This is a genomic window from Methylomonas sp. AM2-LC (genome assembly GCF_039904985.1).
In the GTDB taxonomy this organism is placed as follows: Bacteria; Pseudomonadota; Gammaproteobacteria; order Methylococcales; family Methylomonadaceae; genus Methylomonas.
Genome location: NZ_CP157005.1, coordinates 4,195,535 through 4,221,804 on the forward strand (window position 1 = coordinate 4,195,535; position 26,270 = coordinate 4,221,804).

Consider the following 26,270-nt stretch of genomic DNA (forward strand, 5'->3'; position numbering starts at 1 on the left):
TTATTTTTATGAATGATGCACTAGCCATCAGTGGTAATTAGACTTAAAGCGCTCCGACAACGATTGACTTTGACATGAATGATTTGTGCAGCGTGATCCACACTTTCGGCAACAGCTTGCAGACTTTGTAAATATTCGCCTGCCTGTGAAGCTTCAATTCGAGAATTAGCCGCAATAACGCGAGCAGCTCTAGCCGGATGCATCACTTCAGAAAGTTCCTCAAGTAATTCGGCCACATGTTTTTCAAATTCACGTCGACTAGCTTGCTTTTGTAATTGTACCTTTTTTAAAGGTATTTCAAGCGAGCCAGCAAAGGTTGCTCCTTTTGCCAATACTGTTATTCTGTCAAAGTGTTCACTGGCTTCTGTCATGCGTTGCTCACTTACCGTTAGCCGATAAAGTAACATGGCATGTGCATTGATTTTATTGACCAGCGCAATTGTTTCTTTGGCCAGATCATTAATAAAATCAGTGATGGGTTGAAATCCTTTGGCTTTTTCACCCGCCCTAAAAGCGATAGCCTTGGCATTTGCGGCTGCCAAAGAAATTTCTTTGGCTACCTCCATGACTGCACTTAATTCGGCAGCAATTGACGCTACCGCTACAAACTGTGATTTAGTTTGGGTTACATACATACTGGTCATCCTCGTTCGGCCTGCCAAAGTGCTGATAAAACAGTGTTAAGCATAGCTGACAAAGCATTACGCTGCAGTAAACTTAGTCAGAAATTGTTTACTGGCTAACGAACTCTATTTGATATCGAGTAGGATCGACAATGGCTAGTTGTTTGAATCCATCCGCTCTTAAGCGACAAGCATCACAAACTCCACAGGCTCTACCCAACGGATCAGAGGCATAACAGGATACAGTCTGACTATAATCAACTTTCAGATCCAAGCCTTTTTGGATAATATCAGCTTTGCTAAATTTGATCAGTGGAGCGTGAATCTGGATTCGTGTGCCTTCAACTCCAACTTTAGTCGCTAGATTAGCTAAATTTTGAAAAGCATCGATAAATTCAGGTCGACAATCTGGATAGCCGGAAAAATCAACTGCGTTTACACCAATAAACACATGCTGAACGCTCAACACCTCTGCCCAGGCCAATGCATAAGCCAAAAATATGGTATTTCGGGCGGGAACATAGGTAACAGGAATTCCCTGTTGCGGCAATTTTGGTACTTCAATACGGCTGTCAGTTAATGCCGAGCCACCGATATTATCCAAATTAAGTTGGATCACTTTATGCTCAATCACCTGATAATGTTCTGCAATCTGTTTAGCAGCTTGCAATTCAGCATTATGGCGTTGACCGTAATCAAAGCTTAAAGCGTAACAGGCAAAACCTTGCTGCTTTGCCAAGGCAAGTACGGTAATAGAATCCAGTCCACCCGAAAGTAAAATAATTGCTGATTTAGGTTTATTTTCCGCGTTCATCATTCCAAAGATATTTATGTAATTGTATCTGAAAACGCACTGGCAATTGATCGGCCAATATTCTGTCAGCTAATTCCATAGCAGGCATTTTACCCATCACCGGTGAAAACAATACCTGACAACACTCCACTAACTGGAAAGTTTCGAGCTGCTGTTTTGACCATTGATAATCAGCTTCGTCTGCAATAACAAATTTAACCTGATCGCTCTTATGCAAGTATTGAATATTCTCTAAGCGATTGCGATGCATCTCGCCAGAACTAGGTGTTTTTAAATCCATGACTTTTACCACGCGCGGATCAACACCACTTACATCAAGCGCACCACTGGTTTCTAACGAAACATGATAGCCTTTAGCTAGCAAATCCAGCATCAATGCATTGCAAGCGGGTTGCGCCAGCGGCTCACCACCCGTCACAGTAACGTAGCGGGTGTTATAGATTTGTACTTGAGAAAGTATGTCTTCGAAAGCCAGTTTTTCACCCCCCGTAAAAGCGTAGGCGGTATCACAATAGCTACAACGCAAAGGGCATCCTGTCAATCGAATAAAGACAGTGGGGATACCCACCGTATTGCTTTCCCCTTGTAATGAATAAAAGATTTCGGTAATTCGTAAAGCGGCTTCCATTCAAACCATCATTGCGCCATTTGCGCCAGTTTTTTCGCAGCCAGATTTGCGGCTGTTGTTCCCGGATAACTGTTGGTTACGCGAGTCAGATAATCGCGTGCCTTGGCATTATTTTGCAGATCGGATTCTATATAGCCGATTTTCAATAAGGCATCAGGTACTTTTGAGCTATTTGGATATTGGCTAATCAGCTTATTAAATGCCGCACGTGCTTTGTCCAATTCACGATTGATTTTATAGGCCTCACCTAACCAATATTGGGCATTATCAGCAAATTCACCTGCCGGAAAATCTACTAGAAAGGCTTCAAACATTTTAACAGCTTGCTCATTATGTCCGTTGCGCAAGGTATCATAAGCCACTTGATAGCGTTCTTTTTCATTACCTTTTGCCGATGTTGGGCTTGCCGTAACAGGAACTGTATTTGTCACTGCAGGAACAGCGGCGGCTGGAGCCACGGATGTCGCAGCCGCAGCAGCAGGTACAGCAGTCGCTGTAGCGGGTTGCGAAACAGTGGCTGCTGGTGTAGGCGCCTGTGCGACCGGAACAGGCGGTGCAGATGTGACTGGCGTTAATGCCTGAACACGTCCATCCAAATCAGAATACATATTGCTCTGTTTACGTTGCAAATCAGCGATAGTTTGCGATTGCTCTTCAACTACCCCTCTTAATTGCTGCACTTCTGACTGCAGTTGCTCTACCCGGCTTAACACTTCGTAAAGCTCACTGGAAGCGGGCGCATTAACTTGCATGCCGCCGACCGGGTAAGCACTGTTATCAACTGGCTGTGCCTGAGCTTGGGCAAAAAGCCCAAGTCCGAGACTCAGCATCAGAAGTGCATTTAACCTCATTGATAACCTACCTCTACGCGACGATTCATTGACCATGCAGATTCGTTATGACCTGCTACAGCAGGTTTTTCTTCACCATAACTCACTATTTCCAATTGTGAAGCGTTTACGCCTTGTGTTCTCATCATTCTTTCTACGGCTTTGGCACGTTGCTCACCCAAAGCGATATTGTATTCGCTAGAGCCTCTTTCATCCGCATTACCGGCCAGAATTACACGTTGGCTGGGATGAGAAGCCAAATAGTTGGCGTGAGCAGCAACGACCGGCACATACTCCTGTTTAACCTGACTGCTATCAAGTTCAAAATAGATGGTTTGTTTAGACAATGGATTATTCGGATCGCTAAATTCAGGTCCCAAACGTGACGCTGAGTTGTTGCCTGAACCAAATTGACTGCCCGATAATGAACCGTCATTGATACCACTAGTCGACGCATCCGTACCTAGTGTAGCGTCAGTTGTAGCAGTATCGGCTTCATCTGATCCACAACCCACTACTAATACAGCAGCCATTGCCAAACCCAGCATATTAATATGTTTAAATTTCATGTGTTTTATTCTCCAGAGATTAAGATTTTTTATAAACAGTTTGCCCTAATTTTCAAGGCCCCCAAGCAGGCTCACGTACTTCGCCACTTTCAAAAGCCAATTTTTGCTGCATGGCGCCATCCGTAGACACAACCGACAATACGGATCGCCCGCCTCTATTCGCCGAATAAAGCACCATACTTCCATTGGGTGCAAAACTGGGCGCGTCATCAAGGTTTCCATCAGTCAAGACATTAACTGTACGTGAAGCCATATCCATCACCGCTATCCGGTAACTACCGCCATTGCCAGTAACCATAGCCAAGCTTTTGCCATCAGCAGAAAACCGGCCACGCGCATTATAGTCGCCCTGAAAAGTCATCCGTGTTGATTTGCCGCCAGAACTGGGTATCAAATACAATTGTGGTTTACCACCCTGATCAGAGGTATACACAATGGAGCTTCCATCAGCAGACCAACTAGGTTCAGTATCGATAGCCATACTGGTGGTTAAACGGCTCAAATTACGACTAGCAAGATTCAATACATAAATATCCGGACTACCATCTTTAGACAATGTCAACGCTAAACTACCTCCATCCGGTGAAAATGAAGGGGCACCGTTTATGCCGTGAAAGGACGAAACGCTTTCGCGCTGTCCATTGGCCAGAGTTTGCACATATATTTCCGAACGTTTGGTATGAAAAGACACATAAGCAATTTTCGAACCGTCCGGTGACCAAGCGGGAGCCATAATAGGCTCAGGCGATTCAGCAATGGTTCTGGGATTGAAACCATCCGCGTCCGCAATTTGCAGCATATATTGCTTGCCATTGGCTTTTAACGATGTCGTAACATAGGCAATGCGCGTATTAAAAGCACCCTTGCGTCCGGTTAATTTTTCGTAAATCAGATCGCTAATATGGTGCGCGGCACGACGTAATTCATTGGCTCCCACCGTTAACCGATACCCCGTCAACAATTGGCCATTATGAACATTAAATAAATGGAACTCAATATTAAAACTGCCACCGTTACCGACTACCTGACCAATCACCATATAATCTTGACCGAGCACCTGCCAGTCTTTGAATTCGATACGTTCAGGAGTGCTGGGCTTAGTCAGCATGTCTTCCTCAGCCAGTACTTTAAAGAAACCACTACCTGCCAAGTCGGAATCGATAATATCGGAAATTTTCAAATTACCAATCGAGCCTTGCTGAGCAAAAGGCACGATAGCAATGGGTACCGCAGTCTGTGAACCTTTGGTAATTTCTATCGTCAACCCGGCTGCATGAGTCACCGAAAAGCATAAGGCCATAAAGGCCACCAGTACTATTTTGCTTGCTAAAATCATTCTACTATTTCCGCTCTCGATTATTCCGGTTTAAATATAAAGGTAAAAACTCTAAAATTCTGGTTAAACAAATTTCTATCCTGCGGTACAGGTAATGGAGAAGCCTTTCTGACCGCATTTTCTGCAGAGCGATCAAATATATCATCGCCACTGCTACTTACTACCACGGCATCCATCACATCACCACTGGCTAGCAATTTTACCTGAATTGTACATTTTAAGCCTTGACTTGCACTAATTGGTCGGGTCCAGGCATTGGTTACCTTTCTATTGATGGCAGCAGTGGCTGATACTATAGCTTGTTGATCTGCCTGTGCTTGCGCAGCGGCAGCTTGTGCAGCTGCTTGAGCTGCGGCCTGGGCCGCTGCCGCCTCAGCTGCTTGTTTTTCTTTTTCAGCTTTGGCTTTGGCTGACGCTTCAGCCGCCTGTTTTTCTTTTTCGGCTTTTTCAGCAGCTAGTTGTTTATCTTTTTCTGCTTTAGCCTTGGCAGCCGCTTCAGCAGCCTGTTTTTCCTTTTCGGCTTTTTCAGCAGCCAGTTGCTTATCTTTTTCTGCCTTAGCCTTGGCTGCCACTTCAGCAGCTTGTTTTTCCTTTTCTGCTTTTTCGGCAGCCAGTTGCTTGTCTTTTTCTGCCTTAGCCTTGGCAGCTACGTCAGCAGCTTGTTTTTCTTTTTCGGCTTTATCGGCAGCTAATTGCTTATCCTTTTCCGCCTTGGCTTTGGCAGCTGCATCGGCAATTTCCTTTTCTTTTGCTGCTTTTTCAGCAGCTTGTTGCCTGTCTTTTTCTGCCTTGGCTTTAGCGGCCAGTTCGGCTACTTGTTTCTCTTTTTCAGCTTTGGCTTTGGCCATAGCATCATCAGCTTGTTTTTGCTTATCCTTTTCGGCTTTTGCTGCGGCTTGTTCTGCAAGTTTTTGCTTTTCAATTTCAAGTTTGGCTTTAGCCGCGGCGGCTTCTTCTGCTTGCTGCTGCTTTTCAATTTTGGCTTTCTCAGCCTGCTTCACTAATTCTTGCTGCTTAGCTTGACGCTCTGACTCTTCTTGTTTCTGTTGTTTTTCCAGCTGTTTCTGCGCTGCAATTTCTGCTTGCTTTTGTTTTTCTATTGTTTCTAAAGCTTTTTGTTGTTCCTGTTGCTGTTTGATTTTAGTTTGTTGCAACAACTGCTCTTCTGATCTACGCGCATTTTCCAGTTGTTCTTGATGTTTCTGCTCAGCTAATTCCTGTTTTTTAGCATCAGCCTGCAATCGATGTGCTTCAGCCTGAATCTGGCTATCATCCAAAACCGTTGCTTCTATGATTTCAGGAATTTCTTGCGGCGTAGCAATATTCACATCTGGTTCAAAACTAAAACTAAATAGCAGTACCAGCACAATGTGTAAGGCTAGAGCCAGTGCAAAAGAAGGTGCAAATTTTTGCATGCTTAGAGTATCGATATTATTTCTCTGGAGGAGGCGTAGTCATCAAACCTACTTTGGGAAGCCCCGCCGCAGTCAGTTTTGCCATCACAGTCACAATTTTTCCGTATTCCACCGCATGATCACCGCGCACGTAAACCAGTGCTTTGGGATTATTTTTTAAAACGGCTGCAACACGTGTATACAAAACATCTTCAGCTACTGGTTCGTCCTGCCGTTCGCCTATGTCTATATAAAATGACCCATCTTTTTTAATTGACACAATTACAGGGGGGGTATCATTGGGTTCTACCGTTTTTGCATCAGCCTGCGGCAAATCCACATCCACCCCGGTTTGTACCAGTGGCGCAGTAATCATAAATATCATCAATAATACGAAAGTAACGTCAATATAAGGAACAACGTTAATTTCCGACATGGGTGCGCGGCGTTTACGCGAATGCCGACCTCTGCCACCTACATTCATTTGCCGTGCGCCTGTCTTTGGAGTAAAACCACAAACTCATCAATAAACAATTCGTAACGACCCGCCAATCTATCCAGACGGGTTGAAAAACGATTGTAGGCGATTACAGCAGGAATAGCGGCAAACAATCCGATGGCTGTAGCAATCAATGCCTCAGATATGCCTGGCGCAACGTTTGCCAATGTCGCATTCTTAATCTCTCCCAGCGCCCGAAACGAATTCATAATTCCCCAAACAGTTCCAAATAAACCAATGTATGGACTGGTTGAACCAACGGTGGCTAAAAAGGGCAGCGTTTCATCCAGACGGTCTAATTCCCTTGCAAGCTCAATGCGCATAGCGCGTTGCGCACTTTCCACTTGAACCATAGGCTCTACATCGCCTTTTTGACGCATTCTGGCGAATTCCCGATAACCAGCCAAAAATATTTTTTCGATACCTTCTGGCTCGAAACGATCACTGGACATTTTTTTGTACAGTTCGTTCAATCCGACACCTGACCAAAACTCATCTTCAAAATCATCGGTTATACCAATGGCTTGCTTAAGTTCTCTACGTTTGGTAAATATAAACGTCCAAGAGGCTATTGAAGCTGATAACAATATAAACATAACAACTTGAACGACTATACTGGCTTCTTGAACCAGATGGAAAATGGATAAATCGGTATTCATTAGGTTAATTTTTCCAGTATTGCAAGAGGGATTAATTTAGGTTTCATTTTTTGCGCATCAAGACAGACTATCCGGATAACGCCGCGACACAAAAGTTGTTGTTGACAACTAACCTGTTGTTCAAAAGTAAGGTTGGTTTTCTGATATTCAATCACTTTGGCACTGACATCCAACTGTTCATTAAAGCGGGCAGGTTTTAAATAATCAACGTTTACTGACCGTACCACAAAGATAACATTGTGTTCTGCCAATAAGAAATCTTGTTCAAACCCTAAATTGCGCAGCATTTCGGTACGGGCACGTTCAAAATATTTCAAATAATTCGCATAAAATACCACACCACCTGCATCGGTGTCTTCATAGTAGACTCTAACTGGCCAGCTAAATTCCTTCATCTAAACATCTAACCTATGGATGTTGCTAGTACATCTGCTATCTGTATACCCAACAAAGAGTTTTTTGCTGTTAGGCCACCCTATTAAGCTGAACTGCAAAAATTTAGCGAGTTGCAACGCCATCCGATGCCAAAATCCTAAAAGCCAAGCGCTCCGAATTAATAAGTTATTCATAAACTAAAAATATCGTCAATTCCAGGTGCTGGCTGGGGCGGTTGTAATCCAAAATGACTATAGGCTTTATGCGTGAGTATTCGACCTCTTGGGGTACGCATAATAAAACCTTGTTGTAATAAGTAAGGCTCCAAAACATCTTCAACGGTACCGCGTTCTTCACTAATAACAGCTGCAAGGGTATCTAAACCTACCGGGCCGCCTTGAAAATTTTCGATCATAGCCAGCATTAATTTACGATCCAGAGTATCAAAACCCTGTTGATCTATTTTCAACATTGCAAGGGCTTGATTGGCAATATCACGAGTTACAACACCATCGGATTTAACTTCTGCAAAATCTCGCACTCTGCGCAATAGACGATTGGCTATTCTAGGCGTACCACGTGAACGACAGGCAATTTCGTCCGAACCAGCATCATCCATTGAAATACCTAGCATTTTGGCAGAACGTCTAACAATACTTGCCAGCTCTGCAGTGCTGTAAAACTCCAGTCTTTGTACAATTCCAAAGCGATCTCGTAATGGTGAAGTCAGTAAGCCGGCGCGGGTAGTTGCACCTATTAACGTAAAGGGCGGCAAATCCAGTTTAATGGAACGAGCCGCTGGACCCTCGCCTATTATAATATCAATTTGATAGTCTTCCATAGCGGGATACAAGACTTCTTCCACCGCCGGACTGAGCCTATGAATTTCATCAATGAATAATACGTCGTGAGCTTGCAAATTGGTCAACAAAGCAGCCAAGTCGCCTGCTTTATCCAACACTGGCCCTGATGTCTGCCGGATATTGACATTCATCTCCATTGCAACAATATTTGCCAGCGTGGTTTTACCCAAACCCGGTGGACCAAAAATGAGCACATGATCCAGAGCTTCTGAACGTGAAACAGCCGCTTGAATGAAAATCTCCATCTGCTGTCGTAACTCATTCTGACCTACATAGTCTTTTAAACTTTTTGGTCGTATAGCACGATCTTGACGTTCTTCATCATTATTACCTTGTGATGTAATTAAACGATCACTTTCTATCATTTTAGGGCACCACGCAAAGCTAAGCGAATAATATCTTCACAGCTTTTATCTATGGTATCAATACTTTGCACCATACGCACGGCATCTTGATTTTTATACCCTAATGCACATAGCGCGGTTATCGCTTCCTGTTTAGGACTATTGACTATCATACTGGGCGATAAATTCACCGAAGCAGGGAACGAGGTATCATTTAACTCTGGCAAGCGTCCACGCATTTCGACCAGTAATCGCTCTGCTGTTTTCTGACCAACACCGGGTAAACGTACCAAGGCTTTTACATCATTATCGGCAACGCAGCGATAAAACTCAGCGACACTTTGCCCTGATAAAATAGTTAATGCCAGCTTGGGACCTACACCATTCACTTTGATTAAAGTTCTGAACAGTAGTCTTTCGGTTTCGCTGGCAAAGCCAAATAAAATATGAGCATCTTCCCTGATAACAAGATGTGTATACAATTTGACTACTTCGCCCAAAGCAGGCAAAGTATAAAAAGTACTCATCGGCGCTTCTACTTCATAACCAACACCCTGAATATCCAGTACTAATTGCGGTGGGGACTTTTGCTCCAATTTACCCCGTAAAAAACCAATCATACTGCGGCCTTCTGCATACGACCTACTATATCCAAATGCCGAGCATGGCATAAACTGATAGCTAAGGCATCGCTTGCATCAATTTGCATATTGCCCTGAATACCTAACAAGATTTTAACCATATACTGGACTTGTTGCTTTTCGGCGCTGCCTTTACCAACCAAAGTTTGCTTGACTTGTCTGGCTGCATATTCAAAAACGGGTAAGTCTTGATGCGTACCCGCACAGATGGCAGCTCCCCTTGCCTGCCCTAGCTTTAAAGCCGAATCCGCATTTTTATGCATAAAGACTTGCTCAATAGCCATTTGTTGAGGTTTATATAGTGAAATTATTTCACTCACTCCATCAAAAATTTGCTTGAGGCGCTGAGGGAAATCAACGGCTTGTATCCTAATACAACCGCTGGCTATATAGCGCAGTCCTTGTGAGCTGGATTCAACCACGCCATATCCGGTAATGCGTGAACCGGGGTCTATGCCTAGAATTCTAATCAATAGTCTATTATAAACAGGTTGTTTAACTGGATTTAGCCAACATCAATATTAGCCATTATTTCATCACTAATATCGGCATTTGAATAAACATCTTGCACATCATCTAAATCTTCTAATCTATCAATCAGTTTCAGCATTTTCTCTGCGGTGTCTGCATCTAGTACAGTTTTTGTTTCAGCATTCATGGTAATTTGGGCATTATCCGGTATAAACCCAGCAGCAACCAATGATTCTTTAACCTGCAGATAATCTTCGGGCGTCGTTATCACATCAATAGAGTCGTCATCATTACTAATCACATCCTCAGCACCAGCCTCCATGGCTGCTTCCATAATAGCCTCTTCATCAACCTGACTCAAATAACTAATAATACCCATCTTACGAAATAGATACGCCACTGAACCATCCGTACCTAAATTGCCATTATGCTTGGAAAAAGCATGACGCACATCACCGACAGTTCGGTTACGATTATCAGTTAAACACTCGACCATAACGGCCGTACCCCCTGGCCCATATCCCTCATAACGTACTTCTTCATAAACAATTCCATCCACAGCGCCTATGGCTTTTTTGATAGTGTTGTCTATGGTATCCCTACGCATATTAGCACCCAATGCTTTATCTATGGCAGAACGCAAACTTGGATTCTTGGCCGGGTCACCGCCCCCTGAACCTTTTGCTGCAACACTGATTTCCCTAATCAGTTTTGTAAAAATTTTGCCACGTTTTGCATCCTGAGCACCTTTACGATGCTTAATATTAGCCCACTTACTATGCCCTGCCATTATTTCTCTCTAAAACTGGTATTCATTGTCGAAAATTTGTATCAGATCTATCACTATTTAGCGCAAAGATTATTATTTTGAGGTACTCACCCCTTTGCTCAGCTATTACGCTTTTGATGTGGTGTGCAGACAGAAGACGCCGTGAATACGTCCATACTGTCAACACATTAACCTGCAACCTCGACACCAAAAGCAAAAGTTATCAGCTATTTTGTGTATTAAAAAAAGGGGGGTGAGTAGCTACATTATTTTTAGGCTAATTAGATAATCAGATTTTATCATTTCACCGTTGGCGTTTCGAGCTTAAGCTACAACACGTATGGCAAAATGGCTTCTAAACTTGGATTACTAATATAACAATCCGCCTGCTCCTGCACAATTTGTCTTTGTAGTACTCCGCCAAAACCTATCATATAAACCCCTGCCAGCTTAGCTTCCAAATCAGTCTGTCCATCCCCCACCATCACTAAATTTGCCTGGGTCAAACGAATTTTTCGACAAACGCGGGCTTTACCTCCACTGACAGCCAGTGGTGAATGACGCGCGAAATCTTGATATTCGCCATCATTGCCAAACACTACCTCCACAGCATGCACACACTCTTCTGGAATATTCAAATAGGCGGCTAAAGGCAAAATCGCCTGGCGCAAACCGCCACTAATGATATGTATAGTCTTATGATTTTTCTGTAAAGTGCTAATGGTTTTGCTGACACCCTCTACCATCTCGCTGATATAAACTTCTGCCAACCAGCCAATATCGGCTACATTGGGTTTAATCAATTCAAGTCGCTTGGCATAAACAGCTTCCAATGCCAGCTCACCGTTCATTGCAGCATCGGTCAATGCGGCAACTTCAGCAAACAATCCTTTGCGCCGCGCAAGCTCATCTATACCTTCTATTTTACTTAAGGTACTATCACAATCGAAACAGATTACATCAAAACTCATAACTCAATCTGCCTTACGGTGTGAACTGCTGGAACATCAAGCAATACTTGCAAAAGTTGCTCGGTTAAAGGATTTGAAACACCGATAACCATCATGGCTGATTGCTCTTGATCAGCAATACTGACTTGCATGCGCGTAATATTAATATTTGATGATCCCAATATAGAACTGATTGCAGCGATAACACCTGGCCTATCGTCATGGTGAGTAATCAACAGAACGCCTTCCGGCACCACTTCAATTTCATAATGATTAATACTCACTAAGCGCGGGTGTTTAGCACCCAACAAAGTTCCCGCCAGAGAAACCGCCTTATCCTTAGCATATCCAGTAATCTTGATTAAAGATTGATAACCTTCTGACAACTCAGTTTGTGATTCTATCAGCCGGATTCCTTGACGTTTGGCAATATTCTCAACATTTACCCGATTGACAGGGGTTGAAAACTGTCCGGCAAGTAACCCTACTAACGCTTCAGTGGAAACCGGTCTGATTTTAACTTGTGCGGCTTGGCCAAAAACAGCAACTTCCAATTTATCAATGGGGTGATCGATCAAACTCATCAGCACTTTGCCAAGAATATTAGCAAGATGCATAAAGGGTTGGGCATTTTTGAGTTCTTCAGCCGACAACCGAGGTAAATTCAGCGCATTAATCGCTTCACCAGTCTGTAAATACTTAACCACTTGCCGAGCAATCTCCACGCTTACTGCGACTTGAGCTTCATTAGTAGATGCACCTAGATGCGGAGTAAACACGATATTATCCAATCCAAGCAAGGGAGAACCTTGGGGTGGCTCTTCTTCATAAACATCTAATGCCGCACCTGCGATGCGTTTTTCAATTAATGCAGTATAAAGTGCAGCTTCATCCACCAAACCTCCGCGAGCACAGTTGATCAATCGGGCTGATCTTTTCATCTTGGCCAATTGCGCTACACCAATAATGTGCCGAGTTTTTTCTAACAAGGGGCAGTGTAGCGTCAAATAATCAGCCTGTTTCAGTAAAGTATCAAAATCCACCATTTCTGCGCCGTATTCTGCAAACACATCAGGCGCAACAAACGGATCATAGGCTATCACACGCATACCTAAACCATTACCACGTTGAGCGACAATACGACCTATGGTACCAAAACCTAATATTGCCAAAGTTTTGTGAGTAATTTCAGCTCCCATTAATTTGGAGCGCTCCCATTTACCCGTTTTGACAGAGTGATTAGCTGCAGGCAAATTTCTACTTAAAGAAAAAATATGTGCCAAGGCAAGTTCGGCGGTGGTGGTAGCATTAGCATCCGGCGTATTCATGACAATGACGCCCAATTCCATGGCGGCATTCAAATCCACATTATCCACACCAATACCTGCGCGCCCGACTACCTTAAGATTTTTAGCAGCACTTAAAACCTTGGCCGTAACCTGCGTATCGCTACGTATCAGTAAGGCATCAAAATCAGCAATAATATCGCACAATTCTGCTTCATTTAAACCGGTTTGGATATGAATTTGCAAATCCTCTTGCTCATTCAAAAAATTAATGCCATCTTCAGCAAGTTTATCGGAAACCAGTATTTTTTTCATGGAGTGTGGACATTAATACAGGAAAAAACCACTATTCTAACAGCTTTACTCAAACACCGTAATTTGCATTATAGAATTTAACGTTGGCCGAATTTTGATCCGTATGCCATCTTTCTCAATATGACTAACTATTTACTTAAGCCACTTAGCCTCAACGACCTTTTTGCTCAACTCGCCTCAACAGGCTAAATAACTCACTATTGGTCGATAACACTAAAGTGGTATCGGTATTGATAACTTTATGGTAGGTTTCCATACTCTTTAAGAATTTATAAAACTCTGCGGCTTCAGGCCTTTGAGCATAGGCTTTTGCATAAATTTCGGTGGCTTTTGCATCCGCTTCACCCTGAATTTCCTGTACTTGCTTATAAGCAGCAGATTGGATCTGATTAATATCTCGCTCTTTATTACCATTAATACGCGCAGCTTCACCCTCACCTTCGGATCGAAAACGTTGTGCAATTTGCAAGCGCTCACTGATCATGCGTTGATAGATTCTATCTAATACCTGTTGATTATAATTGATGCGTTTAAAACGAACATCTAGCAGCTCCACACCAAATTCGGCCAACTTTGGTATTGCCGCTTCAATGACATCTTTTTCAATTGCGGCACGACCCACACTAATTGGCCGAAGCATTCCCAAGGTTCCTTCACCATTAATGGCTTGTAAAGCATCATCGCGCAAGGGTGCGCGGTCTTTATCTGAGCGCACCACTTCTATCAGTTCATGACGGGCTATGGCAGTTCTAGTTTCACTACCTAAAATATCTTCCAGTCGCGACTGCGCACTTCGCTCATCCCGTAAGCGCAGATAATAACGCAAGGGATCGGTAATGCGCCAACGCGCAAAAGTATCGACCTGCACATAGGTTTTATCTTTAGTGGACATTTCGACTATTGGGCCATCCCAAGCCAAATAACGCTTATCGAAACTATGTACCTGCTGGATAAATGGCAGTTTAAAATGCAAACCGGGCCGGGTAATGGGATTACCCACCGGGCTGCCAAATTGAGTAAGAATGACTTGTTCAGTTTGATTAACTGTAAAGGCTGACAAAGTGAATAAAATGGCTAATCCGATTAAAAATATACCCAGTTTGCTAAATAAGCTCATTTCGTTTCTCCAAACACCTTGGCATTGAAAGGTAACATAGGCATTATTTGCTGCACTGAATCATCTACAATAACTTGCTGTCTGGCCTGTGGCAATACTTCGCCCAAGGTTTCAAAATAAATACGAGATCGAGTAACATCGGGGGCTTTTAGATATTCTGTAAAGACCTGATTAAAGGCACTTACATCGCCTTCTGCTTCATTTACGCGTTTAAACCGATATCCTTCAGCAGCGCGAATTTTTTGATCGGCTTCTCCTCGCACCCTTGGTACCGCCTTGTTATACTCACCATTTGCCAAATTAATAGCATTTTCCCGATCTTGTTGCGCACGATTAACTTCATTAAACGACGGTTGAACCGGCTCAGGGGGATTAACATTTTTTAATTGCACTTGATTAATAGAAACACCCAGCTGATAACGCTCTGCCAGCTCACGTGTTCGCAGTAATACAGTTTCTTCAATTTCTTGTCGACCGATGGTAATGATTTCATCGACGGTGCGATCACCCACCACCTCTCGCATTACCGCCTCAGACAAATCCCTTAGTGTTTGCGCTGGATCGCGAACATCAAACAAATATTTTTCTGGATCGGTAATCCGGTATTGCACTATCCATTCAACTAAAGCAGCGTTTAGATCTCCAGTGACCATGGATTTTTCCAACTTTGGGTCATCACCCACTTGATCTGTATTTGTAAATCCGGGAGTAAAAAAACCGAATTCCAATTTTTGCTGGCGCTGGGTAGGCACTTCGTAAACACTATCCACCCCAAAAGGCAATTTAGCATGTAATCCTGATGGCACTTTCTCAAAATATTGACCAAAGCGTAATACGATACCTTCAGACTCAGCAGGGATAGTATAAAAAGTTGTGGTAGCAGTTATGATTAATACAATGCCCAAGACTAACAGCGGCACTGATTTTGGCAAGGTCATAGGCAATGCATCAGGTATAAATTCCAATATATTTTTAGAATCGCTCATAACACAAACTCCTGTCAACACAGTAAAGTAATGAATCTACTAAACATAGTAACGGAAAAACCTTATTTGTTAGTATTGATTTTAAGAATAGCTCTTAAACAACAAATGAAACTGTGTTTAAGCTAGTATCACTTGGATTTCTCATATAAACCACAGTCACCATTCTATAGAGTAAGCTATTAGGCTTTTAGTGTCGGTTTGTAGCGGGTTTGTAAATAAAATTAATGATCAAAATAATCAGCCTCCTTAAATGACTTTCCTGCCTGGTCTTTTCCAGATAAAGACGGCAATTCTGAAATTGGCCATTGGATGTTTAGGTCTTTATCATTCCAAAGAATGCTACGTTCATAATCAGGCGCATAATAATCGGTGGTTTTATACAAAAACTCAGCACTATCTGACAGGGTTAAAAATCCATGCGCAAAACCAGCGGGAATCCAAAGCTGTTGTTTATTTTCGGCGGATAAGGTTGCACCAACCCATTGACCGAAACTGGGGGAATTTTTGCGAATATCCACAGCCACATCAAATACCTCGCCTTGTACCACTCTAACCAACTTACCTTGAGCTTTGGGCGCTAATTGATAATGTAAGCCACGTAGTACATTTTTTTGCGATTTTGAATGATTATCTTGTACAAATTGCACACTGCATTGTGACAGCTCTGCAAATCGTTGCTGGTTGAAACTTTCAAAGAAGAAACCTCGATCATCCCCGAAAGATTTAGGGGTAAACAAAATAACGTCGGGAATGGCAAGCCGCTCAGCTATCATCAAAACACCTGTAGTTTGAGTAAATTTAAAAGGTACTGACCGTAACCATTTTTTGCCAATGGTTTAGCTAGTTTTTCAATTTGTTCATCGTTTATCCATTTGCTGCGCCAGGCAATTTCTTCCAGACAAGCGACTTTTAACCCCTGACGAGTCTCTATGGTTTCTATAAAGTTACCGGCCTCAATCAAGCTACTATGCGTACCTGTATCCAACCAAGCATAACCACGCCCCATAATTTCAACGCTAAGCTGCTGTTGCTCAAGATAAACTTTGTTAACATCGGTAATTTCAAGCTCACCGCGTGCAGAGGGTTTTAAATTGGCAGCAATATCTACCACTTGATTATCGTAAAAATACAAGCCAGTCACTGCATAATTACTTTTAGGCTGTGTTGGTTTTTCTTCAAGTGAAGTGGCCCTACCGTTTACATCAAAGCTCACCACACCGTATTGATCGGGATTCAAAACGTGATAAGCAAACACAGTAGCTCCACTATCTTTACTCATAGCAACTTTGAGTTGTCTTTGTAAATCATGACCATAAAAAATATTATCGCCTAATACCAGTGCGCTGGTATGATTCCCCACAAAGTGTCTACCAATAATAAAAGCTTGTGCTAAACCATCTGGACTTGGTTGAACCGCATATTGAATGCTAATTCCAAAATCACTGCCATCACCCAGCAAATGCTGAAATAAAGGCGTATCTTGCGGCGTAGAAATAATTAGAATGTCTCTGATTCCAGCCAGCATTAACGTACTAAGCGGATAGTAGATCATTGGCTTGTCGTAGACAGGTAACAGTTGTTTAGAGACAGCCTTAGTGACAGGATAAAGCCGTGTTCCAGAACCGCCTGCCAGAATAATACCTTTGCGTTCAGTCATCACTATTTACCATATAATTCAGTTAACATACGTTCTACCCCTAATTGCCAAACTGGCAAATGCAAACCAAATGCTTTTGTAAGCTTTGTGGTATTTAAACGAGAGTTAAGCGGTCGCTTAGCAGGCGTTGGATAATCGCTACTTGGAATCGCTTGGATTGACCCTTGCTCGGTTTTAAGCTCAATACCCAGTTGACGTGCGTAATCCAAAACAAAATGGGCATATTCGTACCAACTTGTTTCGCCACTTGCTGTCAAATGATAAACGCCCGACAAATCAGGCTGTTGAACAATTTTTTCAATGGCATGAGCAGTTATATCTGCCAGTAATTCAGCACCAGTCGGCGCACCAAACTGATCATTGATGACATTAAGATGTTGACGCTCCTGAGCTAGTCTTAACATTATTTTGGCAAAGTTATTACCTCGTGCCGCATAAACCCAGCTAGTACGAAAAATCAAATGCTGGCAACCTACTGCCTGAATAGCCAGTTCACCTTCTAATTTGGTTTGACCGTACACATTTAAAGGGCCAACTGGATCTGTTTCCTGCCTGGCGTTACCGCCACTGCCATCAAATACATAGTCGGTAGAATAATGCACCAAACAAGCACCACAGCGTTTTGCTTCTTCGGCTAATACCCCTGGAGATACGGCATTAATTAACCTTGCAATATCTATGTCTGATTCCGCTTTATCAACGGCAGTATACGCTGCCGCGTTCACAATAATATTAGGTTGAACTGCACGAACAGTAGCTGCTAAATTGGCTGGCTGACTTAAATCGGCACAGAAATTTTGTTGGAGTTTATCTAAGGCCAATACCTCACCTAGGGGCAATAAACTTCTTTGCAATTCCCAACCAAGTTGACCGTTTTTACCGAATAACAGAATCTTCATACTTTACGATCTACGTAGTTTTTATTTAACCACGATTGATAATCGCCCGATAAGACATTATTTACCCAATCCTGATTAGCAAGATACCACTGCACGGTTTTTCGTATACCGGTTTCAAAAGTCTCAGCCGGTAGCCAACTTAATTCGCGCTCCAACTTACTTGCGTCTATTGCATAGCGACGATCATGCCCAGGTCTATCAGTAACATAAGTTATCTGTTCCTTATAGGATAACAAGTCAGTACGGGGACTTAACTCATCCAATATCTCACATAAGGTGTGTACTACCTCAAGATTGGCTTTTTCATTCCAGCCACCTACATTATAAACTTCACCTACTTTTCCTAATTCAAGAACTTTACGAATGGCACTACAATGATCTTTCACATATAGCCAATCTCTAATTTGCTGTCCATCACCATAAATTGGTAAGGACTTACCCATTAAAGCGTTCTGAATACACAAAGGAATGAGTTTTTCAGGAAAATGATAAGGCCCGTAATTGTTTGAACAATTGGTTGTTAAAACTGGCAAACCATAGGTATGGTGATAAGCGCGCACAAGGTGATCACTTGCCGCTTTACTGGCAGAGTAAGGACTATTAGGTTGATACTGATTACTCTCACGAAACGGCTGATCCGATAATTGCAAAGAACCGTATACTTCATCGGTTGAAACGTGCAAAAAACGAAATTGTTGTTGAGCTTCAGGCTCCAAATCCATCCAATAATGCCGCACAGCTTCTAGCAGGCGAAAACTACCAACAATATTAGTTTGAATAAAATCTTCAGGTCCATGAATAGAACGATCCACATGCGATTCAGCCGCAAAATTAATCACAGCACGAATATGATATTTTTTAAGTAAACTGAGTACTAAATCGTAGTCACCAATATCACCTTTTACAAAAACATGTCTTGGATCATTGTTTAAACTGACAAGATTTTGCAAATTGCCCGCATAGGTCAGATTATCAATATTGATGACAGTTTCGTCATATTCTGCCAACCAATCCAAAACAAAGTTACTGCCGATAAACCCGGCACCACCAGTGACAACTATCACATTAACACTCCAAGTACTAAGGTTTTAAGCCAAATGAAAACACAATAATATTAAGACACAATTATCATAACTTAAAAAAGCTCTTATAAAAAATGCATCCTCTATTTTTTTAAAAAAATCATATTAATCTGCCTTTTATCATGCATTATCCAAGGTAAACAGGCAAAAATCACAATTTATTATTGGCCGCCACTATTCGACCAGTCTTACGTTCATTGATGACTTCCATTACATTTGCAAGCGTCACTACTTTTTCTTCCTCACCAAAAGCATAGACAAGTGCCAAATCGCAAATGTTATTGATCAGCCTTGGAACACCACGAGAAAAGTGATAAACCGCTACGCAAACCACATCATCAAAAATCGACTCATCACCACCGACCACTTTCAATCTATGATGAATATAGGCAATGGTTTCTGCCTCAGAAAGCGGCTCCAAATGATATTCAATTGAAACTCTCTGGGCAAACTGAACTAGTTCAGGGCTATTTAATTTATCAATCAACTCGGGTTGACCAACTAATACCAATTGCAACAACATATCTTGACTGACATTGATATTCGATAACAAGCGCAGTTCTTCCAAAGCCTGAAGATCCATATTTTGAGCTTCGTCCACAACTAGAATCGCACGTCTGTTATTTTGATGCTGCTTGTTTAAAAAATCCACAAACACTTGATAACGTTCAACCTTATCCTGAGCGGTATTACTTATATTAAAAGCATTAAGAACCCAGGTAAGTAAATCTCCGAAAGCGCTATGAGTATTCGTAATAAGACCCACAACACACTCATCACCAATAGTCAGTAACGCTTTTCGAATAAGTGTTGTTTTTCCTGCGCCAATTTCACCAGTAATGACTGTAAATCCAGCCTGGCTAACTAAACCGTATTGCAAAACTGACCAAGCTTTTTTATGCTTAGGACTAAAAAACAAAAACTCGGGATCGGGTATTAATGAAAAAGGCTTCTTAGTAAATCCAAAGAATTTATTATACATAGCATACCAAGAAATAATCTCTAATAGAAAACATACTAGTAGTACCCATAGCCTTGATGATCTGGCGGATTTTGCGATTTATTAAGCACGGTTCCTAATAAATTAGTATTAGAAAGCATTTGCAGAGATTTTGTAATTTCACTAGCCTTACTCACACCATCTTCTATAACTAATAAAACTGCATCATAATATTCAGAAGCTGCCAACACGTCATCAATAGCTAAAATAGGTGGCATATCAAATATAATAATTCTTGAACTATATCGATTTTTTATATCCTCTACCAACTGTTTCATTTTAGGTGACGAAATTAACTCAGATGAGTCTCGAGTATCTCCCACGCCAGGCAAAACCACAAGCCTTTCAATTCCTGGATTAAATAATATCTGATTGAGTGGCACATCAGAATTCAAATAATCTAATATTCCGTATTTTACATCAGCATCAAAATACCATTTTAACCTAGGAATACGCAGATCAAAATCAACCAGAAGAACTGTTTGATTAACTTCCATAGCGATAGAAATTGCCAGATTTGTAGCCACCATAGACTTTCCAACACCCCTAGTAGGCGCCGTGATTGCAAAGCTATTCCATTTATTTGCCCGCATTTGTTTTAATACTTTAGTACGTAACATTCGAAAATAGTCTGCAATAGGATCATGTTTTTGCATAGCAACAACCCTACGATCACGTAACATCTCATTATTAAGTGTAATTTTCTGGGTAGTCGTGTAAACAATCTCAGACGTATTGAGTTTAGTATTTATAAGCTCTGGTTTAGGCAACTCATCCTTAACCGTCACTTCATCACGACCTACTTTATCGAGTGCTTTCTCTAAAAAATCCATACTAAATCTCCGAATATCCTAAATCAGGTTAATTCTTTCCCATACTTTGTAGAATAAAACATCTAAAGGCATATATAGAAAATGTATTGCTAAAACTAAAACCAGAATACCAACTAAGCTGGCAATCCAAAAAGTCGTCCAGGTTCGCCGCGCTCTTTGTTCGTCGGCTTTGTTGGGTATATAAGGTATAACAACTAAAGGCTCAAAACCCGTTACAGCCGCTAAACCACTACTTCCTCTAACACCACCAAACATAAACTCTGCCAAAAACCCAGATCCCACACCACCACCAATGGAAATAACAATGCCAATTAAAAAAACTTTTAGCCGATTAGGCTTAATGGGCTTGATTGCCTCAACAGGGGGTTCAATCAAGGTAAATGACTCTGCTTTTTGTTCTTCTTCTAAGGTTTGTGCAAGTTTTGCTTCAGATTCTTTTGCTCTAAGCTCTTGATACTTTGCCTTATGATTTTCTAAATCACGTTCCAACTCAGCATAGCCACGTTCAACTTGATGTGTTTGTGAAATATTCTTTTCTAAACTTTGAAGTTTTTGCTGCAAACTAACCCTTTGCATTTTAATATTTTGCAGCTCAACCTCAGCAATATCCATTTCACTTTTTAATTGCAAATAAACTGGATTATTTATACCTAATTCTTTATTTCGTTGGGATTGTTGATTTGAGACTTTAGAAGTATCATCTTTACTTTCTAAATCAGCAATTTTACGCTGCAAAGCCTTTACATCAGGATGATCATCTGAATATTTTTGCTTAAGAAGGCTTAAAGATTGCCGAGCGTCGGAAAGCGCAGAATTATCTGCGGATTGAACTTTCGCATCCTCTTTTTCCAAGTTTTCAATCTGGCGGCGAACATGTTGTACATCTGGATGAGAATCATTATATTTACCTAACAAACTGCTTTCTAAGGCTTTAAGTTCAGACAACGAACTTACTGTATTATGCGAATTACCATTTTGACCTTGGGAAACAACTGGTTTGGAAGGATTGGTGGCAGCTAGTTGAGCAACAAGACTAATTCGTCTTTCAGTCGTTAATTTTTCTTGCAATGACAATTGCTCTAAATCAGATTCAATGCGACTAATCATTGACAAATTTACAGGCATTAATTCGGGCAAACTTTCATTGTATTTTTGCTTATATTCAGCAATGTCATTTTCGATTTTCTGTGTTTCAATTCTGACTTTCTCTGCTTCTTCTTCTAAGAATTTTGAAGTTTCCTCAGCACTTTGCGTTCTTGCTCTAACATTTTCACTCAGAAATAACGTTACCAATTCATTGGCTACGCGTTGCGCAATGGCAGATGATTTATCGAAAAACAATAATTTAAATGCAATAGTCGCCTTTGATCTTCCACCCTTATTAGTTACATCAGCATTCATTAATTCAACACTTGCATTTTCTTTGAATAAATCAACTAATTCAGATTGGCTTAATTTTTCACGCTTATTTGCATAAACACTGTATTTATCAATAACTTTTGATAAATTAGTAACCGTCATCACGCGTTGCTCAATGAGTTTTATTCGCTCATCAGCATAACTAGTTACTGTAGATTTAACTAACTCTGAAGGGATATGTTGCTGTTCAATTAGAATAGTAGCTGACGATTGATACACTGGTGGCAAAAAAAGTGCCAGCATTAAACTTGCAGTTAATAAAACAAAGGTCGGAATAAGAATTATATACTTCCAACGTCTGGCTATAGCCAATATTATTTTGGGGTTAATCTCTTCCATTTAGCCTTACCTTGAAATATTAAAACCAGACCAATTATAATTAAACGTAAGCATCAAAGCTTTTGATACAGCTGAATAAGTATAATCCTGTTGACGATAAATAAATGTTAATCCAATATCAATATCACGTTGCATTTTCCAGTTAATAGTTGGCTGAAACGTTAAATAGGTACGGTTGGCATATATACTACCAGTAGTGGCAGCTTGACCTAAGGTATCTATCATAGAATATCCGCCATTAATATTAGCATTCCAGCGATCAGAAAATTTATAGTTATAGCCAACAGTAAAAGCTGTTTGTTGTGTTAAAACTCCCAGACCACTTGGGTTAACTGACCTTGACAACATTACATATTCAGAAGATTGAATATCTTCATGATTTAACCTTATATTAGCAACCCAACCCGAAGAGGTAGAACTTGAATTTGAATTTGCGACACTGCTTTGCTGAGTAAAGCGTTCGCCAATAACGCTATTAATATCCCAATGTTGCGTCATTTTATATAACAATCCGACATTGGCACTATATGTTTCAGTTATACGCTGAAAATTACTTGTAAAATCACTACGACTATACGAACCAGTCAGATTCTGAGTTAATCTATCGGTCCAAACCCGCTTCCAATCCAATGTCCCTGATTGAGTAGTATTATTGACTAAACCACTTCCACCTGTATAAGTAGAAGCCAAATAATTCGCCGACAACTTAATACTATCGTTAGCATTCAATAAATACGTAAAAGTTGGATTTAATGCTTCAGTAATACGTGTTGATGAAGTTAAAAAGTTACCGGTATCAGTTGAAGCAATACTATTAGTTAAAACTTTATTATAATCAGCATTTAAACCCCAAATTGTGCGAGCAGTTTTATAATCTGTATTTATACTATAATTTTGTGGCTCATTATCATAAAGACTATAAGTGTATTGCCTTACCCCATAACTACCAGAGCCAGCAATATTCCAATCATCATCATTACGTTTAAAATTTACCTGTGGGGTTAAAAAAAATTCAAATGATCCTTGCGGATTTTTTGCCAACCTGAAGTTATCATCATATCCAAACATCTGACTTAAACTACCATCAACTTTCCAGTCTGCTGCTTGCGCAGAAATACTAAAAAATATAAAAAGCAAAAAATAATGCCAGCAATATTTAAACAGATTAAACATATTTACCCTATGGAACAATTATAACATCGCCACTTTTTAATAGAATGTTACTATCTAGATTTTCACCTGTTTCAATTTCGCCAAATTGAAAGTTAATTGGCTTAGTTGACTCACCGTCACGACGTAAAATTAATATACTATTTGCTTTTGCAAATGTCGTTAATCCACCGGCCAAACTTAGAGCTTGAGTGACATTCAGAGGAGCAATCATGCTATAGTTTCCTGGCTTACCCACTTGCCCAATAACATAGACTGTATTTCCATCGACAGCTTTAACTGAAATAGTAACAGCCGGATCTGATAAATATTTGGTTAATTTTTCCAAAACAATTTTCTGAACTTCATCAACTGACTTACCGGCTGCTATAAAACTCCCAACCAACGGAAAGCTAATAGAACCATCAGGTAAAACTCTCATTTCACCATGTAATGCCTCCTCATTCCAAACTGAAATAACCAGCATATCACCCGGATTTATTAGGTAATTACCAGTATCAGAATATCCAATTTCGGTAAGCAACAGCAAAACCGCAGCAAACAGTCTTATAATAATTTTCTTTCTCATAAATTACCTATTAATTACATACTCATGATCACAAAAGCTCAAAAAATCTAAAGAAAATATAGCTATAATATTTAGATAATTCGAACTCAATATCTAAGGTATTGTATAAAAGTGTCGCGCTCTTATTTTTATATACATATTTATTATAAAAACATAAACACAATTAACAATATATTTTTACAAAATATATCACATTACTAAACAAAACTTATGCCTACATTTTTTAACTTTTATTTAATTCATGTATTTTCTCTAAAATACGTAAAGCCTCTGCTTGATCCGGTTTATATTGTAGAGATTTGTTTATTAAAAGTTCAGCACGCTTAAGATCATTATGCTCTATCATCTTATTTGCTACAGGTATCACTGCATCAAAATTAGCCGGATTAATCTCTACAGCTTTTCTGAATGCATCGTTTGCTAGTTCGGGCATGCTTTGCATCAAATAGGCGTTTGCCATTAAAACAAACTGTTCATCTTTATCTGGATACTCATTAGTTAAGATACGTAATATAGACAAGGCTTCATCAATTTTATTATTAGCAATTTTAATTTTTGCCTGCATTAGTAGTGCATCATAATTACGTGCATCTATCGATAGCACATCATTTATTAACTTACTAGCTTCTGCTTCATCATGCTCCTGAAAAGCAATTGAGGCAAGCACTGCCTTCGCTTGCAAAACCTGTTTTGAATCTTTCTTAATATCAAACTTAGATAGCATCGTATTGTCAGTTCCTGTAGCATTATGCTCCGTAACAACACTATTTAGCACTTTTTTTGCTTCTGATATCTGCTGAGACTTAATATACAAATCAGCTAATTTCAAATACATATCAACGTTTTCTGGATTTTGCTTAATAAACTCACGAACTATTGCTATGGTATTTTTTGGATCGTTTTTCTCAATAAAATCCACATAAGCTTTTTTAATATTAAAATCTTTAGGATTTTTATTCAAAATTGACTTATACATTGCATCAGCATCTACAAATCGATTTGTTTCGGTATAAATTTTAATAAGTGAATACCGTAAATCCAGATTATCTGGCAAGCGTTTTATTAAATTTATATAATCTTCTTCAATTGCTTGAACATCATTTGTCGCTTGGTTAACTTGCAATTTAGCCACATATAATGATATATCATTTGGTTTAGCATCTAATGCTTTATCGACTAATTCTAATGCTGACTTATACTCTTTTTCTTGAATAAGAATCGATGTCTTCAGTGTAATTGCATGTACATTCTTAGGTTCTAAATCCAAGGCATTTTCAACATAATGCATTGCCTCTTGATTTAACTTTTTCTTCAACAAAACTAAACCTTTAATGATTAACGCTTCCACATTATTTGGTTCAGAATGCAAAACTATATCTATTTCTTTATCCGCTTTCTCAATAAGATTTGCTGCTGCTTCAACACTAGCCAATTTTAAATGCGCTTGCAGATAGTTAGGGTTTAGATAGATAACACGCTCCAAATTATCAAACATTGGTTGCCATCTTTTATTTACTTCATCGATTAAAGCTATATAATAAAAAGCATCAACATGATGGGGATTCAATTGAGTTGCTAACGATAACTCCGCATTGGCTTTATCATAATTTTTTTCATTGAAAAAAACTTTTCCTTGCTGAAAATGCTCATCTGCAACTTCCGCAGGATTCTTGCAAGCTTGAATACTTAAGCATAAGCTTAGCAAGAAAAAAAACTTTATCACGCGCATTTTAAAAAAAAATAAAAAATAAATTTTAAGTAATTTAAATATTTCATAATATATATTTGCTAACATAAAACAAATATACTTATCAAAAAACTATAATTCAACAGA

Annotated in this window: 28 protein-coding genes; all 28 read right to left on the minus strand. The window is 40.3% G+C overall.

Features of this window, described 5'->3' with window-relative positions:
• Window positions 1–20: 20 nt before the first annotated feature.
• The 28 genes from ABH008_RS18670 to ABH008_RS18805 all read right to left on the minus strand — a co-directional run bounded on the left by ABH008_RS18670 (window position 21) and on the right by ABH008_RS18805 (window position 26,231).
• Window positions 21–635, minus strand: coding sequence for a chemotaxis protein (locus tag ABH008_RS18670; protein ID WP_347987121.1), 615 nt, complete (start codon window positions 633–635; stop codon window positions 21–23).
• Window positions 636–732: 97 nt separating this feature from the next.
• Window positions 733–1,437, minus strand: coding sequence for a 7-cyano-7-deazaguanine synthase QueC (queC, locus tag ABH008_RS18675; protein WP_347989995.1), 705 nt, complete (start codon window positions 1,435–1,437; stop codon window positions 733–735).
• A complete protein-coding gene (gene queE / locus ABH008_RS18680) occupies window positions 1,421–2,065 on the minus strand; it encodes a 7-carboxy-7-deazaguanine synthase QueE (protein WP_347987122.1) in 645 nt (214 codons plus the stop codon). The genes queC and queE overlap by 17 nt, the downstream gene beginning before the upstream one ends.
• 8 nt (window positions 2,066–2,073) lie before the next feature.
• Window positions 2,074–2,916 (minus strand): tol-pal system protein YbgF, encoded by an 843-nt coding sequence (gene ybgF / locus ABH008_RS18685; RefSeq protein WP_347987123.1) that lies wholly within the window; start codon window positions 2,914–2,916, stop codon window positions 2,074–2,076.
• Window positions 2,913–3,464 carry a peptidoglycan-associated lipoprotein Pal gene (gene pal / locus ABH008_RS18690; protein ID WP_347987124.1) on the minus strand — a complete coding sequence of 184 codons (552 nt, stop codon included), beginning with the start codon at window positions 3,462–3,464 and terminating at the stop codon, window positions 2,913–2,915. Before pal ends, ybgF begins: the two co-directional genes overlap by 4 nt.
• Before the next feature lie 52 nt (window positions 3,465–3,516).
• Window positions 3,517–4,800: a Tol-Pal system beta propeller repeat protein TolB gene (gene tolB, locus ABH008_RS18695; protein ID WP_347987125.1), complete on the minus strand. Its 1,284-nt coding sequence runs from the start codon at window positions 4,798–4,800 to the stop codon at window positions 3,517–3,519.
• A 20-nt stretch (window positions 4,801–4,820) separates the two neighbouring features.
• Window positions 4,821–6,215, minus strand: a complete 1,395-nt coding sequence (gene tolA, locus ABH008_RS18700; RefSeq protein WP_347987126.1) for a cell envelope integrity protein TolA — start codon at window positions 6,213–6,215, stop codon at window positions 4,821–4,823.
• Window positions 6,216–6,231: 16 nt separating this feature from the next.
• Entirely contained in the window at window positions 6,232–6,678 is a 447-nt protein-coding gene (tolR, locus tag ABH008_RS18705; protein WP_347987127.1) for a protein TolR, read from the minus strand.
• Entirely contained in the window at window positions 6,675–7,352 is a 678-nt protein-coding gene (gene tolQ, locus ABH008_RS18710) for a protein TolQ (protein ID WP_347987128.1), read from the minus strand. The genes tolR and tolQ overlap by 4 nt, the downstream gene beginning before the upstream one ends.
• Complete coding sequence (gene ybgC, locus ABH008_RS18715; RefSeq protein WP_347987129.1) at window positions 7,352–7,747, minus strand: tol-pal system-associated acyl-CoA thioesterase; 396 nt, start codon at window positions 7,745–7,747, stop codon at window positions 7,352–7,354. Before ybgC ends, tolQ begins: the two co-directional genes overlap by 1 nt.
• 170 nt (window positions 7,748–7,917) lie before the next feature.
• Entirely contained in the window at window positions 7,918–8,952 is a 1,035-nt protein-coding gene (ruvB, locus tag ABH008_RS18720; protein ID WP_347989996.1) for a Holliday junction branch migration DNA helicase RuvB, read from the minus strand.
• On the minus strand, window positions 8,952–9,554 hold the full coding sequence (ruvA, locus tag ABH008_RS18725; protein ID WP_347987130.1) for a Holliday junction branch migration protein RuvA: 603 nt from the start codon (window positions 9,552–9,554) through the stop codon (window positions 8,952–8,954). Before ruvA ends, ruvB begins: the two co-directional genes overlap by 1 nt.
• A complete protein-coding gene (gene ruvC, locus ABH008_RS18730) occupies window positions 9,551–10,048 on the minus strand; it encodes a crossover junction endodeoxyribonuclease RuvC (protein WP_347987131.1) in 498 nt (165 codons plus the stop codon). Before ruvC ends, ruvA begins: the two co-directional genes overlap by 4 nt.
• Before the next feature lie 32 nt (window positions 10,049–10,080).
• Window positions 10,081–10,836 (minus strand): YebC/PmpR family DNA-binding transcriptional regulator, encoded by a 756-nt coding sequence (locus ABH008_RS18735; RefSeq protein ID WP_347987132.1) that lies wholly within the window; start codon window positions 10,834–10,836, stop codon window positions 10,081–10,083.
• 308 nt (window positions 10,837–11,144) lie between these two features.
• Entirely contained in the window at window positions 11,145–11,786 is a 642-nt protein-coding gene (locus ABH008_RS18740) for an HAD-IB family phosphatase (RefSeq protein ID WP_347987133.1), read from the minus strand.
• Entirely contained in the window at window positions 11,783–13,366 is a 1,584-nt protein-coding gene (serA, locus tag ABH008_RS18745) for a phosphoglycerate dehydrogenase (RefSeq protein WP_347987134.1), read from the minus strand. Before serA ends, ABH008_RS18740 begins: the two co-directional genes overlap by 4 nt.
• A gap of 151 nt (window positions 13,367–13,517) precedes the next feature.
• On the minus strand, window positions 13,518–14,483 hold the full coding sequence (gene hflC, locus ABH008_RS18750) for a protease modulator HflC (RefSeq protein ID WP_347987135.1): 966 nt from the start codon (window positions 14,481–14,483) through the stop codon (window positions 13,518–13,520).
• Window positions 14,480–15,469: an FtsH protease activity modulator HflK gene (gene hflK, locus ABH008_RS18755; RefSeq protein WP_347987136.1), complete on the minus strand. Its 990-nt coding sequence runs from the start codon at window positions 15,467–15,469 to the stop codon at window positions 14,480–14,482. Before hflK ends, hflC begins: the two co-directional genes overlap by 4 nt.
• Window positions 15,470–15,690: 221 nt before the next feature.
• Window positions 15,691–16,242: a dTDP-4-dehydrorhamnose 3,5-epimerase gene (gene rfbC / locus ABH008_RS18760; protein ID WP_347987137.1), complete on the minus strand. Its 552-nt coding sequence runs from the start codon at window positions 16,240–16,242 to the stop codon at window positions 15,691–15,693.
• The gene (gene rfbA, locus ABH008_RS18765; RefSeq protein ID WP_347987138.1) at window positions 16,242–17,126 is read right to left on the minus strand and encodes a glucose-1-phosphate thymidylyltransferase RfbA; all 885 of its coding nucleotides are present in this window, start codon (window positions 17,124–17,126) and stop codon (window positions 16,242–16,244) included. The genes rfbC and rfbA overlap by 1 nt, the downstream gene beginning before the upstream one ends.
• Window positions 17,127–17,128: 2 nt before the next feature.
• Complete coding sequence (gene rfbD / locus ABH008_RS18770) at window positions 17,129–18,025, minus strand: dTDP-4-dehydrorhamnose reductase (RefSeq protein WP_347987139.1); 897 nt, start codon at window positions 18,023–18,025, stop codon at window positions 17,129–17,131.
• Complete coding sequence (gene rfbB / locus ABH008_RS18775; protein WP_347987140.1) at window positions 18,022–19,089, minus strand: dTDP-glucose 4,6-dehydratase; 1,068 nt, start codon at window positions 19,087–19,089, stop codon at window positions 18,022–18,024. The genes rfbD and rfbB overlap by 4 nt, the downstream gene beginning before the upstream one ends.
• Before the next feature lie 169 nt (window positions 19,090–19,258).
• Window positions 19,259–20,089 (minus strand): AAA family ATPase, encoded by an 831-nt coding sequence (locus tag ABH008_RS18780; RefSeq protein ID WP_347987141.1) that lies wholly within the window; start codon window positions 20,087–20,089, stop codon window positions 19,259–19,261.
• 35 nt (window positions 20,090–20,124) lie between these two features.
• A complete protein-coding gene (locus tag ABH008_RS18785; protein WP_347987142.1) occupies window positions 20,125–20,940 on the minus strand; it encodes a CpsD/CapB family tyrosine-protein kinase in 816 nt (271 codons plus the stop codon).
• Window positions 20,941–20,958: 18 nt separating this feature from the next.
• The gene (locus ABH008_RS18790; protein WP_347987143.1) at window positions 20,959–22,698 is read right to left on the minus strand and encodes a Wzz/FepE/Etk N-terminal domain-containing protein; all 1,740 of its coding nucleotides are present in this window, start codon (window positions 22,696–22,698) and stop codon (window positions 20,959–20,961) included.
• A gap of 6 nt (window positions 22,699–22,704) precedes the next feature.
• Window positions 22,705–23,871, minus strand: coding sequence for a hypothetical protein (locus ABH008_RS18795; RefSeq protein WP_347987144.1), 1,167 nt, complete (start codon window positions 23,869–23,871; stop codon window positions 22,705–22,707).
• Between the two features lie 7 nt (window positions 23,872–23,878).
• Window positions 23,879–24,436 carry a polysaccharide biosynthesis/export family protein gene (locus ABH008_RS18800; RefSeq protein ID WP_347987145.1) on the minus strand — a complete coding sequence of 186 codons (558 nt, stop codon included), beginning with the start codon at window positions 24,434–24,436 and terminating at the stop codon, window positions 23,879–23,881.
• A gap of 223 nt (window positions 24,437–24,659) precedes the next feature.
• Entirely contained in the window at window positions 24,660–26,231 is a 1,572-nt protein-coding gene (locus ABH008_RS18805; RefSeq protein WP_347987146.1) for a tetratricopeptide repeat protein, read from the minus strand.
• Between the last annotated feature and the right edge of the window lie 39 nt (window positions 26,232–26,270).

What these genes read in the sequence shown, in the direction of transcription:
- ABH008_RS18670 (WP_347987121.1), bottom strand. Translation starts at nt 635, where the DNA reads ATGTATGTAACCCAAACTAAATCACAGTTTGTAGCGGTAGCGTCAATT.
- queC (WP_347989995.1), bottom strand. Translation starts at nt 1,437, where the DNA reads ATGAACGCGGAAAATAAACCTAAATCAGCAATTATTTTACTTTCGGGT.
- queE (WP_347987122.1), bottom strand. Translation starts at nt 2,065, where the DNA reads ATGGAAGCCGCTTTACGAATTACCGAAATCTTTTATTCATTACAAGGG.
- ybgF (WP_347987123.1), bottom strand. Translation starts at nt 2,916, where the DNA reads ATGAGGTTAAATGCACTTCTGATGCTGAGTCTCGGACTTGGGCTTTTT.
- pal (WP_347987124.1), bottom strand. Translation starts at nt 3,464, where the DNA reads ATGAAATTTAAACATATTAATATGCTGGGTTTGGCAATGGCTGCTGTA.
- tolB (WP_347987125.1), bottom strand. Translation starts at nt 4,800, where the DNA reads ATGATTTTAGCAAGCAAAATAGTACTGGTGGCCTTTATGGCCTTATGC.
- tolA (WP_347987126.1), bottom strand. Translation starts at nt 6,215, where the DNA reads ATGCAAAAATTTGCACCTTCTTTTGCACTGGCTCTAGCCTTACACATT.
- tolR (WP_347987127.1), bottom strand. Translation starts at nt 6,678, where the DNA reads ATGAATGTAGGTGGCAGAGGTCGGCATTCGCGTAAACGCCGCGCACCC.
- tolQ (WP_347987128.1), bottom strand. Translation starts at nt 7,352, where the DNA reads ATGAATACCGATTTATCCATTTTCCATCTGGTTCAAGAAGCCAGTATA.
- ybgC (WP_347987129.1), bottom strand. Translation starts at nt 7,747, where the DNA reads ATGAAGGAATTTAGCTGGCCAGTTAGAGTCTACTATGAAGACACCGAT.
- ruvA (WP_347987130.1), bottom strand. Translation starts at nt 9,554, where the DNA reads ATGATTGGTTTTTTACGGGGTAAATTGGAGCAAAAGTCCCCACCGCAA.
- ABH008_RS18735 (WP_347987132.1), bottom strand. Translation starts at nt 10,836, where the DNA reads ATGGCAGGGCATAGTAAGTGGGCTAATATTAAGCATCGTAAAGGTGCT.
- ABH008_RS18740 (WP_347987133.1), bottom strand. Translation starts at nt 11,786, where the DNA reads ATGAGTTTTGATGTAATCTGTTTCGATTGTGATAGTACCTTAAGTAAA.
- serA (WP_347987134.1), bottom strand. Translation starts at nt 13,366, where the DNA reads ATGAAAAAAATACTGGTTTCCGATAAACTTGCTGAAGATGGCATTAAT.
- hflC (WP_347987135.1), bottom strand. Translation starts at nt 14,483, where the DNA reads ATGAGCTTATTTAGCAAACTGGGTATATTTTTAATCGGATTAGCCATT.
- hflK (WP_347987136.1), bottom strand. Translation starts at nt 15,469, where the DNA reads ATGAGCGATTCTAAAAATATATTGGAATTTATACCTGATGCATTGCCT.
- rfbC (WP_347987137.1), bottom strand. Translation starts at nt 16,242, where the DNA reads ATGATAGCTGAGCGGCTTGCCATTCCCGACGTTATTTTGTTTACCCCT.
- rfbA (WP_347987138.1), bottom strand. Translation starts at nt 17,126, where the DNA reads ATGACTGAACGCAAAGGTATTATTCTGGCAGGCGGTTCTGGAACACGG.
- rfbD (WP_347987139.1), bottom strand. Translation starts at nt 18,025, where the DNA reads ATGAAGATTCTGTTATTCGGTAAAAACGGTCAACTTGGTTGGGAATTG.
- ABH008_RS18780 (WP_347987141.1), bottom strand. Translation starts at nt 20,089, where the DNA reads ATGTATAATAAATTCTTTGGATTTACTAAGAAGCCTTTTTCATTAATA.
- ABH008_RS18785 (WP_347987142.1), bottom strand. Translation starts at nt 20,940, where the DNA reads ATGGATTTTTTAGAGAAAGCACTCGATAAAGTAGGTCGTGATGAAGTG.
- ABH008_RS18790 (WP_347987143.1), bottom strand. Translation starts at nt 22,698, where the DNA reads ATGGAAGAGATTAACCCCAAAATAATATTGGCTATAGCCAGACGTTGG.
- ABH008_RS18795 (WP_347987144.1), bottom strand. Translation starts at nt 23,871, where the DNA reads ATGTTTAATCTGTTTAAATATTGCTGGCATTATTTTTTGCTTTTTATA.
- ABH008_RS18800 (WP_347987145.1), bottom strand. Translation starts at nt 24,436, where the DNA reads ATGAGAAAGAAAATTATTATAAGACTGTTTGCTGCGGTTTTGCTGTTG.
- ABH008_RS18805 (WP_347987146.1), bottom strand. Translation starts at nt 26,231, where the DNA reads ATGTTAGCAAATATATATTATGAAATATTTAAATTACTTAAAATTTAT.